General features: G+C 70.2%; 13 protein-coding genes and 1 tRNA gene. 7 read left to right on the forward strand and 7 right to left on the reverse strand.

What is annotated here, in order from left to right:
• Nucleotides 1-104 precede the first annotated feature (104 nt).
• The 5 genes from ACQUQ0_RS08385 (at nucleotide 105) to ACQUQ0_RS08405 (ending at nucleotide 3,410) form a co-directional block, all read left to right on the forward strand.
• Nucleotides 105-189: transfer RNA gene (locus ACQUQ0_RS08385), tRNA-Leu, on the forward strand.
• A 162-nt stretch (nucleotides 190-351) separates the two neighbouring features.
• Nucleotides 352-894: a helix-turn-helix domain-containing protein gene (locus tag ACQUQ0_RS08390; protein WP_435184506.1), complete on the forward strand. Its 543-nt coding sequence runs from the start codon at nucleotides 352-354 to the stop codon at nucleotides 892-894.
• Between the two features lie 57 nt (nucleotides 895-951).
• Complete coding sequence (locus ACQUQ0_RS08395; RefSeq protein ID WP_435184508.1) at nucleotides 952-2,166, forward strand: alanyl-tRNA editing protein; 1,215 nt, start codon at nucleotides 952-954, stop codon at nucleotides 2,164-2,166.
• 75 nt (nucleotides 2,167-2,241) lie between these two features.
• On the forward strand, nucleotides 2,242-2,814 hold the full coding sequence (locus tag ACQUQ0_RS08400; protein ID WP_435184509.1) for an HAD family hydrolase: 573 nt from the start codon (nucleotides 2,242-2,244) through the stop codon (nucleotides 2,812-2,814).
• Nucleotides 2,815-2,987: 173 nt separating this feature from the next.
• On the forward strand, nucleotides 2,988-3,410 hold the full coding sequence (locus ACQUQ0_RS08405) for a hypothetical protein (protein WP_435184510.1): 423 nt from the start codon (nucleotides 2,988-2,990) through the stop codon (nucleotides 3,408-3,410).
• Nucleotides 3,411-3,433: 23 nt separating this feature from the next.
• Here ACQUQ0_RS08405 and ACQUQ0_RS08410 read toward each other — a convergent pair whose 3' ends face one another.
• From ACQUQ0_RS08410 to tbsP, 3 genes are all read right to left on the reverse strand, one after another.
• Complete coding sequence (locus tag ACQUQ0_RS08410) at nucleotides 3,434-4,321, reverse strand: bifunctional methylenetetrahydrofolate dehydrogenase/methenyltetrahydrofolate cyclohydrolase (protein ID WP_435184511.1); 888 nt, start codon at nucleotides 4,319-4,321, stop codon at nucleotides 3,434-3,436.
• A gap of 149 nt (nucleotides 4,322-4,470) precedes the next feature.
• Nucleotides 4,471-5,718 carry a serine hydroxymethyltransferase gene (glyA, locus tag ACQUQ0_RS08415; RefSeq protein ID WP_435184512.1) on the reverse strand — a complete coding sequence of 416 codons (1,248 nt, stop codon included), beginning with the start codon at nucleotides 5,716-5,718 and terminating at the stop codon, nucleotides 4,471-4,473.
• Nucleotides 5,719-5,804: 86 nt separating this feature from the next.
• Complete coding sequence (gene tbsP / locus ACQUQ0_RS08420) at nucleotides 5,805-6,623, reverse strand: transcriptional regulator TbsP (RefSeq protein ID WP_435184513.1); 819 nt, start codon at nucleotides 6,621-6,623, stop codon at nucleotides 5,805-5,807.
• Nucleotides 6,624-6,767: 144 nt separating this feature from the next.
• On the opposite strand from tbsP, the gene ACQUQ0_RS08425 reads away from it, so the two are divergent.
• Entirely contained in the window at nucleotides 6,768-8,462 is a 1,695-nt protein-coding gene (locus tag ACQUQ0_RS08425; RefSeq protein ID WP_435184514.1) for a YcaO-like family protein, read from the forward strand.
• Between the two features lie 166 nt (nucleotides 8,463-8,628).
• Here ACQUQ0_RS08425 and ACQUQ0_RS08430 read toward each other — a convergent pair whose 3' ends face one another.
• Nucleotides 8,629-9,768, reverse strand: coding sequence for a DUF63 family protein (locus ACQUQ0_RS08430; RefSeq protein WP_435184515.1), 1,140 nt, complete (start codon nucleotides 9,766-9,768; stop codon nucleotides 8,629-8,631).
• A 92-nt stretch (nucleotides 9,769-9,860) separates the two neighbouring features.
• Nucleotides 9,861-10,655, reverse strand: coding sequence for an inositol monophosphatase family protein (locus tag ACQUQ0_RS08435; RefSeq protein WP_435184516.1), 795 nt, complete (start codon nucleotides 10,653-10,655; stop codon nucleotides 9,861-9,863).
• 164 nt (nucleotides 10,656-10,819) lie between these two features.
• Between ACQUQ0_RS08435 and ACQUQ0_RS08440 the strand changes: the two genes are divergently transcribed.
• Nucleotides 10,820-11,098: a hypothetical protein gene (locus tag ACQUQ0_RS08440; protein WP_435184518.1), complete on the forward strand. Its 279-nt coding sequence runs from the start codon at nucleotides 10,820-10,822 to the stop codon at nucleotides 11,096-11,098.
• 136 nt (nucleotides 11,099-11,234) lie between these two features.
• Here ACQUQ0_RS08440 and ACQUQ0_RS08445 read toward each other — a convergent pair whose 3' ends face one another.
• The gene (locus ACQUQ0_RS08445) at nucleotides 11,235-12,209 is read right to left on the reverse strand and encodes a biotin--[acetyl-CoA-carboxylase] ligase (protein WP_435184519.1); all 975 of its coding nucleotides are present in this window, start codon (nucleotides 12,207-12,209) and stop codon (nucleotides 11,235-11,237) included.
• 18 nt (nucleotides 12,210-12,227) lie between these two features.
• Nucleotides 12,228-14,063: an acetyl-CoA carboxylase biotin carboxylase subunit gene (locus ACQUQ0_RS08450; RefSeq protein WP_435184520.1), complete on the reverse strand. Its 1,836-nt coding sequence runs from the start codon at nucleotides 14,061-14,063 to the stop codon at nucleotides 12,228-12,230.
• Nucleotides 14,064-14,078 lie beyond the last annotated feature (15 nt).

Raw genomic sequence — 14,078 nt, forward strand, 5'->3', positions numbered from 1 at the left:
ACGGAGCGGTAAAAACAGTGCCGACTCACGCCCGCTCCGCCGTCGAAAGGAAACTCATTTAAATTACCCCGGACAAGCACTGAGTGCGTAATACGACACCGCGAGCGTGGGTAGCCAAGCCAGGCCAACGGCGCAGCGTTGAGGGCGCTGTCCCATAGGGGTCCGCCGGTTCAAATCCGGTCCCACGCATCGCACGGCGGCACACCCGCCACTCGATGCAGGTGCTCATCCCTTCGGGGACACAGCACCCACGCACAATTCTACCGCAGCTACCCCGGACAGCCACGGGTGCGGATTCCGTCACGCGGTCCGGGGGGTACGCTTTACACCGTGGAGGCAGTACGGAAGGCTATGCCGAAATACTCCACCGGTAGCGGCGGGGACGGTGGCGACGGGGACAGCTGCGAGCTCTGCGGCCGCGCCACCGGCTCGCTCCGGCGCGCGAACGTCGCTGGCGCGGAACTTCTGGTCTGCGAGGACTGCGCTCCGCACGACGACTCTCGGAAACGGAGCGGCTCGGGTACCGGCGCAGGCGCAGGCACCGAAAGCGGGAACGGCGCCGGCGGCGACTCGGGGCCGTCCCGGAAGAAACGCGCCGCCCAGCGACAGGCGCGGATGTACGACCGGGCGAAGGGCGACTCCTCCCACTGGGAGGAGTCCGGGACGGACTACGAGCGCGACCGCCTCCCGTACCTCGTGACCGGGTACGGCGAGCGCACCGAGACCGCCCGACAGGAGGCGGGGCTCACGACGGAGGAACTGGCGGCCGAACTCGACGTCGCGGAAGAGGACGTGGTCGCGGTCGAGCAGGGCCGCGCGACGCGGGCCGGCGTCGGCGGCTCGCTGATCCGGGCGCTCGAAGAACGGCTGGACGTCGACCTGGTCGACGAGTAACCGATCAGCCGATCGGAACTGCCACCATTTTTGTCGGCGCCACGCCTGAGCGGGTGTATGAACACGCGCGCACCGGCGGAGCCGGAGGTCCGTGAGTTCACCGCCGAGGTCGTCGACGTCGACGCCGACGACCGGACGGTGACGCTCGATCAGACGTACTTCTACGCCGAGAGCGGGGGCCAGCCGGCCGATACCGGAACGATCGACGGAATCCGCGTCGTGGACGTCCAGGACGACGGCGAGGTCGTGCGGCACACGCTCGCCGAGGAACCGGGCCCGGGCTTCGAGGCCGGCGAGACGGTCACGGGCGTCGTCGACGACGACTTCCGGACCTACTGTATGCGGGCTCACACCGCGAGTCACCTGCTCTATGGCGCCGGCCGACGGCTCCTGGAGGACCTCGGCTACGGCGGCTTCGACATCTCCGAGGAGAAGGTCCGCGTCGACTTCACGACGACGACCGACATCGACGACGAGACGCTCGTCGAACTCGAACGGCTCACGAACCGTGCCGTGTGGGAATCCCGGGACGTGAGCTGGTACGAACTCCCGACAGAGGAAGCCACCGCTCGTGAGGACGTCGCGTTCAACACCAAGACCGAAGAGGGCGTGATGGCCGGCGCCGACACGGTCCGGATCGTCGAGGTCGACGGCTGGGACGTCGCCGCCTGCGGCGGCACCCACGTCTCGAACACCCGCGAGATCGGGCCGGTCACGGTGCTCGACCGCTCGAACCCCGGCGAGGGGCTCACCCGCGTCGAGTTCGCGGTCGGCCCCGACGGCATCGACCGCCGGGCGAAACAGCACGCCGCGCTCCGCGAGACGGCGGCCGAACTCGAAACGAACACAGGCGAACTCGCCACGACGGCCGCGTCGCTCCGGAGCGAGCGCGACGACCTCGAAGCGCGCGTCCGCGAACTCGAACAGTCGGCGCTCTCGAACGCGCTCTCTGACTTCGAGACCGTCGACAAGGCGGCAACGTGGCGACTCGGCGTCCTCGTCGACGCTGACCCGAACGACGCCGGCGACGCAGCCAAGGACGCCGTCGACGACGACGGCGTGATCGTCGCCGTCGGCGACGGCGAGCGCCCGTTCGTCGTGGTCGCGGCCGGTCCGGACAGCGGCGTCAACGCCGGCGACGTGGTCGACGACGTGACCGACGCGTTCGGCGGCGGTGGCGGCGGCGGGCCGCCGTTCGGCCAGGGCGGCGGCCTCGACGCCTCGCCCGAGGACGTCCTCGACTACGTCCGGGAGTGGGAGCCGAGCGACTGACGCCGATCGCTGACCGCTCTCCCTCGAGCCGACGCTTCCGAAGCGCCTTTTCCCGTAGCGATCCTATCGACTCCGATGATGGACGGTACGCAGTCGGACGCGAGGCGTCCGCTCGACGGCTTCGACGCCGCGGTCTGGGACCTCGACGGGACGCTCGTCCGACTCCCCGTCGACTGGGACCGGGTCACCCGCGACGTCGCCGCCGTCTTCGAGTCGGCCGGCCACGACGTCCCCGGGACGGACCTCTGGGACCTCTTGCAGCGCGCGGACGGGACCGACCTCGCCCAGGAGGTCGAAACCACGATCGCCGACCACGAGCGGGCCGAGGCGATACACGCCGAGCGGCTCCCGTACGCCGACGCCGTCGGCGGATTCGACGCCGAGGGCGTCTGCTCGCTGAACTGCGAGGACGCATGTCGGACCGCGCTCGACGTCCACGGACTCACGCCGCACGTCGACGCCGTCGTGGGCCGAGACACCATCCCGGCGCGGAAGCCCGACCCGGCGCCGCTCCTGGAGACGATCCGGCGGCTCGGCGTCGACGCCGACGACGTCGTCTTCGTCGGCGACTCGCCGCGGGACGAAGAGGCGGCGCGGCGGGCCGACGTGGCGTTTCGGTACGTCGACGACGCCTCTCCGCGGCGATAGGCTAACAGGCGGCACGGCCGCTCGCGGGACGGCGTGCCGCACACCCGCGTTACGCCCCGCGGTCGCTCTCAGCGCACGGCGGGGGTGGCGTCCCGATCGCACTCGAACGCTCGGAGCGACCGCTCCGGTTCCGGCCGGGGCCGTTAAGTCCGGTCAGACCCGATTCCGCGGCGATGAGCTATCCCGTTCGCTACTACTGTCCCCACTGCGGAGCGGTGTTCGAGTTGGAACGCGAGGGCTACCTCGCGGACAAGTCCGTCACCCCGTATCCGCTCGTCGGCTGGGAGTACGTCGCGCCCGACGCGGACTTCGAATCCGCCGACGGCGTTCGTCTCGTCTGCGGCGACGGAGCGGACGGCCTGCGGTGGATCGGCGAACGGAGCGAGGCCGACGACGTCGAGGACCCCTCGTCGGAGGCGCCGTGCGGCCGGGAGCTGTACCTCTCGTTCGTCCGCTTCGTCGACGGCGAGGAGGTCGAACCCGAACCCGAGCGCGTACAGACGACGATCGCGGGAGCGGGACCGTCGGGTCCGCGCGGAACCGACGGGCCTCGCGGGCCGGGCGGTCCGAGCGGCTCGGGCGGATTCGAGCGGTAGTCAGAAAACCAGAAAACGACGACTCAGGGAAGGTCGACGTCGATACCGGCCACGTCGCCGGCGGCCTTCACGGTGTTCCACAGGAGCATCGCGCGGGTCATCGGACCGACGCCGCCCGGTACGGGCGTGATCGCGCTGGCCTTCTCCTTGGCGCTCTCGTACTCGACGTCGCCGATGAGCTCGGAGCCCTCGTCGGTCTCGACGCGGTTGATCCCGACGTCGATGACGACGGTGCCCTCGGTGAGCATCTCGCCGTCGATCATCTCGGGGACGCCCGCGGCGGCGATGACGATGTCGGCGTTGCGGGTCTTCTCGGCGAGGTCGTCGGTGCGGGAGTGACAGACCGTCACGGTCGCGTTGCCGCCTTCGTCCTTCTGGATCAAGAGGTTCGCCATCGGCTTGCCGACGATGTTCGAGCGGCCGACGACGACGGCTTCCGCGCCCTCGGTCTCGACGTTCGCGGCTTCGAGGAGCTTCTGGACGCCGTGGGGCGTACAGGGCTTGTACCGGGCGTTGCCCGCGACGAGGCGGCCGACGTTCTCGGGGTGGAAGCCGTCGACGTCCTTCGCGGGGTCGATGCTCCGCAGGACCTCGCGCTCGTCGACGTGATCGGGGAGGGGCATCTGGACGAGGATGCCGTGGACCTCGGGGTCGGCGTTGAGTTCGTCGATGGTGTCGAAGAGCTCCTCGGCCGGGGCCTCGGGGTCGATCTCGACGTCCTTCGTCGCGATGCCGACCTCCTCGCAGTCCTCGTGTTTCATCCGGACGTACGAGGCGCTCGCGGGGTCGTTGTTCATCAGTACGGTCGCGAGACACGGCGTCGTCCCCGCCTCTGTCAGCGTCTCGATGCTGTCGAGGAGGCCGTCTCGGACGTCCTGGGCGACGGCGTTGCCGTCGATGATCTCCGTCATATCCAACAGAGAGCGGGTAGCACACTTCAAATGTGCGGGTTCGGTCTCGCCGGGCGTCGGTAAATGTCGCGGGATATCGTCACCGAAAGCGAACCCTGTAAAAAGAATAACCCTCAGAGAGGGACTCTATCTCCGATTCTCCGCTACTGCTACTCGTAGAGCGGGTACTCGTCGCAGAGTTCCTGGACCCGCTCGCTCACGTCGGCGACGACGTCCTCGTCGTCGTGGTCGTCGACGACGCGGACGACGAGTTCCCCGACCTCGCGGACGGCGTCCTCGTCGAAGCCGCGGGTCGTCAGCGCCGGCGTCCCGAGACGGATCCCGCTGGGGTCGAACGCCGAGCGCGTCTCGCCGGGCACCGTGTTCGCGTTCATCACGATGCCGGTCTCCTCGAGCGCGGCCTCGACGTTCTTGCCCGTCGTGTCCGGATGCGAGGGTCGGAGGTCCACGAGCACGAGGTGGTTGTCGGTGCCGCCCGATACGAGTTCGAGTCCCTGCTCGCGGAGTTCGTCCGCGAGGGCCTTGGCGTTCGCGACGGTCTGTTCGGCATACGCCTCGAATTCGGGCGAGAGCGCCTCTTTGAAGCCGACGGCCTTGCCGGCGATGTTGTGCATCAGCGGGCCGCCCTGCGCGCCGGGGAAGACGGCGTTGTCGACGGCGTCAGCGTGTTCCTCGTCGCACATAATGATCCCGCCGCGACCGGCGCGGATGGTCTTGTGCGTCGAGCCCGTCACGAAGTCCGCGACGCCGACGGGCGAGGCGTGGACGCCCGCGGCGACGAGCCCCGTGATGTGGGCGATGTCCGCGAGGTGGTAGGCGTCGACCGATTCGGCGATCTCCTGCACCCGCTCGAAGTCGACCTCGCGCGGGTACGCGGAGTACCCCGAGACGATGATGTCGGGCTCGAAGGTCTCTGCTTTCTCCGCGAGGTCTTCGTAATCCACGTAGCCGGTGTCGGCGTCGACCTCGTACTGCTCGACCTCGTAGGTCTTGCCCGTGAAGTTGGCCGGATGGCCGTGCGAGAGGTGGCCGCCGTGAGTCAGGTCCAGCGAGAGGATCTTATCACCCGGTTCGAGCATCGCCAGGTAGACGCCCATATTCGCCTGGGTACCCGAGTGCGGCTGGACGTTGACGTGCTCGGCGCCCCACAGTTCCTTCGCGCGCTCGATCGCCAGTTCCTCGATCCCGTCGGCGTACTCACAGCCCGCGTAGTAGCGCTCGCCCGGGTACCCCTCGGCGTACTTGTTCGTGAGCGCGCTCCCCTGGGCTTCGAGCACCGCCTCGCTCACGTGGTTCTCGCTCGCGATCATCGCCAGCGTGTCCCGCTGCCGCTGTACCTCGTCTGAGAGCGCGTCGGCGACGGCCGGGTCGACGTCGCGGACGTGGCTGCAATCCATACGTGATACCGAGCCCGTACCTCCAATAAGTGTGTCCACTTCGTCTCCGGCGTCGCCGTCGGGGGCGACGCTACGCCCGCGAGCGATCAGTTCAGGAGGTCGCGCGCGACGGCCGCGAGCTCGTCGAGGTCGGCGTCGGCGAGGCGCTCGTCCGCGAGGCGCAGCCGGAGCCGCGGGCGCCCCACGTCGATCGGGACCTTCTCGGTCTCGATCAATCCCCGCTCTTCGAGGTCGCTCTTCGTGCGCGAGAACGTCGCCTTGCTCGCGATGCCGACGTCTTCGCCCCACTTCGAGACGTCGTAGAGGAGCACCTCGTTCCGGGCGGCGACGAGCAGGCTGATCGTCACCTCGTCGATGCCGTCCGCGCCGTCGACCGACTGAAGGGAGTCCAGAACCCCGTCGAACTCGTCCCGGACGTCGCCGCCGAGGTCGTCTTCGAGCGACGACCGGACCTCGGAGAGCGCCGGCGTCCGGAGACGGAACGCCTCGGCCTCCTCGAAGCGCTCGCGGTACGTCTCGTGAGCGCTCTCGACGAAGGACTCGTCGTCGGTCGTCAGGCCGGCCACGCTGTCGCCGGCGGCGACGACGGCGACGACGGACGACTCCGTCACCAAGAGCGTGTTCGACGTGCCCTCGGCAGTGCTCCGGAGGTCCAGGGACCCGGACGCGACGAGATCGGCCGCGTGGCTGGCGACGAGGAAGTCGCCCATCACCGACTTCAGCTGCGACTCGCCGGCGAGGACCCGGAGTTCGGGCGGCGCGTCGGCGCCGACGGCGAACTCGACGAGCGACTCCACGACGGCGTCGCTCGGCCCGATCACGTAGACGGGGCCCGAGGCCGCCCGGAGGGACGACGACAGGACGTGCTCGACGCTGTCTCCGAGCACGTTCGACGCGGGGGACATACTTTGTCTTATTTACCAGTGTCTACTTAATTTTACCGCAGTCGGGGCTGTATATTCCCCGGACCGGACGCGAGAGGCATCTCGGGAGCGCTTCCGCGTTCCGAGACCCGGCGATTTTTCCCCGTGAGCGTCGAGGGCGGATCTATGACCTACGAGATCGAACTCGCCGGCAGCGGTCCGGCCGCGGCGGCCGCGCGGGCGGCCTTCGAGGACGTCGACGCGACAGTCGGGACCGGCTTCGACGACCCGGCGCTGACTCTCGCCGTCGTCCCCGCCGGACGGGACGCCGCCGGACTGGTCGGCTCCGACGACCGCCTCGTGCTCGTCGAGATCGGCGGCGTCGGCGGCCGCCCGATCGAGAGTCTCGACGCCGCGGTCTCGGTGTTCGACGCCGACGGGCCGCGGTTCGACGACCTCCGGACCCGCGTGGCCGCGACGACCGACGCCGAGGGCTCTCCCTCGGGCGATCGCAGCGCGGTTCGACTCGCCGGCGCGGTCGCCGGACGGCGCGCCGTGGCCCTGCTCGCCGGCGATACGAGCGTCGCGGGCACCACGGTCGAGGTGTCCGGGACCGGCATCGGGGCCGAGCGGCCGGTGCTTCCCGTGCCCGACCCGGACTCGCGGGCCCGAGCGGTCCGCCGCGACCACCGGTCGGTCGATATCGACGACTCGCTGGCGCGGGCGGAGCGGGCGCTCGACGAGCGGACCGGACTCGTCGCTCAGGTCGGCGAGCGGGAGTCGTTCCCCGTCCCGTACTACCTCGCCCGGATCGCGACGACCGAGGGCTTCAGCGACGCCCGCGCCGCCGAGCTCGCCGCGGGCGTGGACCCCGACTGGGACGTCGCCTTTATGAAGGCGCTCGGTGAGGGCCTCGAACGCTACTGCGCCGGCGTCTATCGGCAGGCGGAGTTCACGGTCGCGCCGGAGCGTACGCGCTCGCGGCCGGTTCCGCCGTCGGCGTTCGTTCTCCCCGAAGACACCGCGTCGGTCGACCCGGACACGCCGATACCCTGGGTCGCAGGCGAGGACCTCCACACCGGCGAGTCGGCGTCCCTGCCGGCGGAGTTCGTTCACTACCCGCCCCCGTCGGAGCGACACAAGCCCGCGATCACGACCGGCCTCGGACTCGGCAACTCGGGGGCGGAGGCGCTGCTCTCGGGGCTCTACGAGGTGATCGAGCGCGACGCCACGATGCTCGCGTGGTACTCGTCGTTCGAGCCGCTCGGGCTCTCCGTCTCGGATTCGCGCTACGAGGAACTGCGGAAGCGCGCGCGAGCCGAAGACCTGTCGGTGACGTCGCTCCTCGTCACGCAGGACGTCGACGTGCCGGTCGTCGCGAGCGCGGTCCACCGCGACGGCGAGTGGCCGCGGTTCGCCGTCGGATCGGGGGCCTCGCTGGGTCCGGCCGACGCCGCGCGGTCGGCGCTGGCGGAGGCGCTCCAGAACTGGATGGAACTGCGCTCGATGGGTCCCGAAGGAGCGGCCGAGGAAGGGGGCGCGATCGGAGCGCACGCCGACTTTCCGGCGGCCGCACAGTCCTTCGTCGATCCCGACGTGACGGTGCCGGCCGCGGAAGTGGGTCCCGCGGACGTTCCGGCTGGAGAGGCCGAGCTATCGGAGGCGCTGGATCGCGTCGCCGACGCCGGCCTCGACGCCTACGCCGCGCGGACGACGACGGCGGACGTCGCATCGCTCGGATTCGAGGCGGTCCGGGTGCTCGTGCCGGCGGCGCAGCCGCTGTTCCAGGGCGAGCCGTTCTTCGGCGAGCGGGCGCGGACGGTCCCCGAATCGCTGGGGTTCGAACCGCAGTTAGATCGGGCGTATCACCCGTACCCGTAGGGTATGAGGCGCGACCGACGCTCCGCTATCGGTCCAAAGCGAACAGCCGACACGGGCCGCTCGCGCGACGACGTGTCGGACACCCGCGGCCCGTCGCGCGGCACATTCCGGGGAGACGCGGGGTCTGGCCGCGTGCGAGTATAAAAATCCGGGGGTGCGAATCGGTTCAGACGCCGAAGGTCGCCCGGAGCATATCCCGGGTGCCCGGGCCCAGTCCGACCGCGAGGACCGCGACGAGGAGCAGTATCGTGTACCGCGGGCTCTCCTCGAAGATCTCCTCTTCGAAGACCCAGAGCACGAACGTCGCCGCGACGAGCTTCAGGACGAGGAACGGCCAGGTGTCGCCCGTGACGGCGAGCACCGACGCCGGCAGCACCGCGCCGGTGACGTCCACGACGAACTGATTCACCGGGTGCTTCGGGACCAGGTTCGGGCCGGCGCCGATCGCGGTCATCCAGTCGAGGCCGACGACGTTCGCGACGCCGTCGACGGCGTGGCCCCACAGGACCACGAAGCCGATCCGGCCGGTCCCGGCGTTCACCGCGGGCGCGTACCGCTCGATGAGCCACCAGGAGGCGGCCGCGGCGAGCGTCGCCCCGACGAGGACGATGACGAGGACCTGGGGGTAGAACTCGACGCCCTCGGCGCCGGAGACGACGAGCGAGGCGAGATATCCGATCGTCACGACGAGAATCGCGGTCCCGATTCCGAAGAGCAGCCGATCGTAGCGCTCGACGAGGTCCGCTCGCACCGCGGCGACGGCGGCGACGACAGCCGCGAGCGTGATCGCGAAGACCGTGAAGTAGATGATCGGGCTGATGACGAGCGTGTTCAGGGGGTAGCTGATGAGCGCGTCGGCGGCCGAGCCGGCGTCGTTCGCGTCCTCGACGACTCGGAGCGCGCCCCCGAAGAAGACGAATGGCAAGAGCGCGTAGAAGAACCTCCGGTCGGTCCCGAGATCGAGTCGGCGGAGGAGGAACACCACGCCGATGAGGGCGACGAGCAGCGTCAGCATATACCCGACCTCGGAGACGAGCGTGTAGCCGGGGTAGGCGACCGGCTCGGCCGCGTTCGCACACGCCTGCGCGTCGTAGAGGTACTGGACCGTGTTCCCCGGCCGGATCGCACAGACCGCGGAGTTGGCGTCGGCCTGGACGGGGCCCCAGAAGTAGTGCCAGATGAAGCCGTCGTAGACGACCTCCGGGCGGACGAGCGTCCCGACGACGAGGGCCGCAAGCGCCAGGAGGACGCCCGCCCCCCAGAGGCGTTCGGGGTCCGATCCGACCCGGTCTGCGACTGTCGACATACACGGAACCCCGGTTCCGGACGTGTTGAGGATTCCGGTCGACGGCGGGCGATCGACCGCCGGGCGGCACCGATTCCGCGAGGGAACGCCGATTACTCCCCGTCGATCTCGCGGGCGGCGTCGAGGAGGGCGTCGTGGACGCCGCCGTTGGAGGCGACGAGCCCGACCGAATCGTGGCGCCAGCGGTCCCCCGACAGGTCCGTGACGGTCCCGCCGGCCGCGCGCACCATCGCGACGCCAGCGACCGTGTCCCAGGGGTGCGACCGGATGTTCGTGACGACGCCGTCCAGGGAGCCGTCGGCCACGCCCGCCAGCTCCGCCTGGGCACAGCCGATCCGGCGGAGGTCCCCGAAGCGGTCGACGAGGGCCTGACACGCCCGGGTGTACTGATCGCGCGAGTCGAAGTCCCACCACATCGTCGGCGTGGCGACGCCGGCCTCGGGGTCCGTCTCCGCGGAGACGGTCACGACCTCGCCGTTCCGATACGTCGTCTCGCCGTCGGTCCAGTAGTCGTCGCCGAGGGCCGGCAGCGACGTCGCGCCCGCCGCCGGGTCGCCGTCGCGGACGACGGCCACGGCCGTGCCCCACGAGCGGATGCCGCGGACGAAGTTGTTCGTCCCGTCGATCGGGTCGACGATCCACGCGGTGCCGGAATCCGGCACCGACTTCGAGGCCCCCTCTTCCTCGCCGACGATCGCGGCCTCCGGGTACTCTCCGCGGATCACGTCGATGACGGCGGCCTGCGCGTCCCGGTCGGCCTGGGTGACGACGTCGGTCTTTTCGCCCTTCTGCTCGACATCGATGCCCGTCCGAAAGCGGTCGGCCGCGACCGCCGCGCCCGCCTCGGCCGCCCGGCGGGCCAGCGCCACAAGGTCTCCGTTCGCCATACCGACCCTCCAAGCCCGCGCGAGGTAAACGTCTCGGACCGGGACCCGGCGGCTCGATCGCGATCCCCGTGGTCCCCGCTCGCGCGGTTCTCCGTCGACACGAGACGATTAACTCGATTTCGAGTCTGAGTACACTTTAGTTATCGGGACCGTATATGACAGATATGAACCCGTCCGACGCGGCACGACAGCTCCGATACGCGGTCGCCTCGCAGGCCGACACCTACGACTACGAGATCAGCCACTGGGAAGCGCACGCCTACGAGGACGTCTTCGCAGAGGTCGCCGACCGCGGGGACCTCTCGGACGTGATGAACGTCGTCGAGGAACTCGGCGACCGCTTTGTCGACGGCACGCGACCCTCGGCGGCCGAGGCGCGGCAGATCGCCGACGGCGTGCTCACGGCCGGCGGACGGCCGCTCACGGACGGCGGCGAGAACTGATAGTGGTTACTCTCGTGTCTCCCCGCTGAACGCCACCCCGAGTGACGGCGTTCGGCGGTAAACAGCGAGAGTAATCCTATGAGCCGGCCGTCGCGGCGGACGCTCTTTTCACCGCAGTTTCGGGGAGTCAGTCTCCTCACTCGGAGTCGCTCGGCCGCAAGTGCTCGCAGTCGCCGGCGCTGACGACGCGCTCGCCGTCGTCGGTGCGGACCACGAGGCTGCCGGGGAGCCGGACGTCGACGGCCTCGCCCTCGATCGTCTCGGTCGGCGTCTCGACGCGGACGCGACGCCCGAGCGTCGCGGCGTACCCGCGCCACGCGTCCAAGATGTCGCTCGGATCGGCGCCCTCGCCGGTCAGCTCAGCGAACCGCTCCAGCACGCGCTGGAGGAACACCCGACGGTCGACGTCGCCGACCTCGGCGCGGAGGCTCGTCGCCCCGGGCGGCAGCGCGTCGGCGTCGACGTTCGCGTTCACGCCGATGCCGACGACGAGCCACGACACCCGGTCGGCCTCGCCCTCCATCTCCGTCAGGATCCCCGAGAGCTTCCGCTCTGGGCGTCCCGTATCGTCGCGTCCGTCGTCCTCGGCCGCCACGAGCACGTCGTTCGGCCACTTGATCCGGGCGTCGACGCCGGCCTCGCGGGCGGCACGCGCGACGGCGACCGCCGCGGCGAGGGTGTAGATCGGGACCTCCGCGGGCGGGCGTCGCGGGCGAACGAGCAGGCTGGCCCAGACGCCGCCCGCGGGCGATCGCCACTCGCGGTCGAGCCGGCCGCGGCCGCCGGTCTGCTCCTCTGCGACCACCACTACGTCTTCCTCGCCGTCGGCGGCGAGCACGCGGGCGCAGTCGTTCGTGCTCGGGAGCCGGTCGTGGTACTCGATCCGGTACGGCGCGTCGAGGCCGAACTCGATCGCCGCGGCGCCGTACTCCGGAACGGAGGCGACCTCGTAGCCGTCGTCGGTGCTCTCGATTTCGAAGCCTGCGTCCCGGAGGGCTTCGATGTGCTTCCAGACCGCCGCCCGCGACACGCCCAGGCGGTCGGCAAGCGCCGGTCCTTCGACGGGTCCGGCTTCGAGCGCCGCCAGGACGTCGCGTCGGGTGTCGTTCATCGCTGGAGTCACGCCGCGCTATTCGAGGACGACGAGGGTGTCGCCCATATCGACGCTGTCGCCCTCGGCGACGAGGACGTCGGAGACGGTGCCGCCGCGCTCGGTGACGACGTCGTTCTCCATCTTCATCGCCTCCAGGACGCAGACCACGTCGCCGGCGCCGACCTCGTCGCCGACCTCGACGTCGACGGCCAGGATCGTCCCCTGCATCTCGGCGGTGACCTGCTCGCCGTCGCCCTCGACGACGACCTCCTCGTCGTCGGACTCAGCCGCCTCCGGGCGGGAACGGGTCGACGGTCCGCCGGCGTCGGCGGCCGCTCCCGCGCCGTTGGCGACTGCCTCGACGTCCGGGACCGGCGGCGCGCCGCGCTCTTCGAGGTTCACCTCGAAGCGCTTGCCGTTGACCTCGACGGTGAACTCCCGTTCGGTGACGTCGTCGCCCTCGCCGTCGTCGTCCTCTCCGGTGTCGTCGCTCCCCGCATCGCCCCACTGCTCGACCGCCTGGTCGATGCGCTCGCGGTCGAGCTCCTCGTCGAGGTACTTCGTCGTGTGCTCGCCCGCCCGGAACGTCTCGTCTGTCACCATCAGCCGGTGGAACGGGATGATCGTCTCGATGCCCCGGATCTCGAACTCAGAGAGCGCCCGCTCCGACCTGGCGAGGCACTCCTCGCGGTCCCCCGCGGCGACGATCAGCTTCGCGATCATCGAGTCGTAGTCGCCGCCGATCTCGTCGCCCTGGCGGACGGCGTCGTCGATGCGGACGCCCGGTCCGCCGGGCGGGTCGTAGGTCTCCAGCGAGCCCGTCGCGGGCGCGAAGTCGTCGGCGGCGTTCTCGGCGTTGATCCGGTACTCGATCGCGTGGCCCTCGATCTCGACGTCGTCCTGTGCGAAGTCGATCTCCTCGCCGGCGGCGACCCGCAGTTGCCACTTCACCACGTCGATGCCGGTGACCTCCTCGGTCGCGGTGTGTTCGACCTGGATCCGCGTGTTCACCTCCATAAAGTAGAACTCCCCGTCTTCGACGAGGAACTCCACGGTGCCGGCGTTGGTGTACTCCGCCTCGCGGACCCCGCGGCGGGCCGCGTTGCCGATGCGCTCCCGGAGGTCGGCGTCGAGCGCCGGCGACGGCGCCTCTTCGATCACCTTCTGGTGGCGTCGCTGGAGCGAGCAGTCGCGCTCGCCGAGGTGCCGGACGTTGCCGTGCTCGTCCGCGAGGATCTGGACCTCGATGTGGCGCGGGGATTCAAGGTACTTCTCGACGTAGACGGAGGAGTTGTCGAAGTAGGCCTCGCCCTCGCGCTGGGCTGTCTCCAGTTGGTCTTCGACCTCGTCCTCGGAGTGGACGACCTTGAGGCCGCGGCCGCCGCCGCCGCCCTCGGCCTTGATCGCGACGGGGTAGCCGTACTCCGCGGCGATCCCCTTCACCTCGTCGGCGGACTCGACGGGCTCTGTCGTCCCGGGGACGACCGGCACGTCGGCCTCCTGCATCAGCGCGCGGGCCTTCGTTTTCTCGCCGAGGCGCTCCATCGCGTCGGCGGAGGGCCCGATCCAGGTGAGGTCGCTCGCTTCGACCTTCCGGGCGAACTCGGCGTTCTCTGCGAGGAAGCCGTAGCCCGGGTGGACGGCGTCGGCGCCGGCCTTCCGTCCGGCCTCGATGACCGCCTCGTGGTCGAGGTAGGAGTCGGCGGCGCGCGCGGGGCCGACGTTGTACGCCTCGTCGGCGTAGCGCACGTGTCCCGCGTGCTTGTCGGCGTCGCTGTACACCGCGACGGTCCGCACGCCCAGGTCGCGGCAGGCCCGTATCACCCGCACGGCGATCTCTCCGCGGTTGGCGACGAGCACCTTGGTGAACATTTGGCGATGTATTCC

The organism is Halobellus sp. EA9 (assembly GCF_051195055.1).
GTDB classification, from domain to species: domain Archaea; phylum Halobacteriota; class Halobacteria; order Halobacteriales; family Haloferacaceae; genus Haloquadratum; species Haloquadratum rubicundus.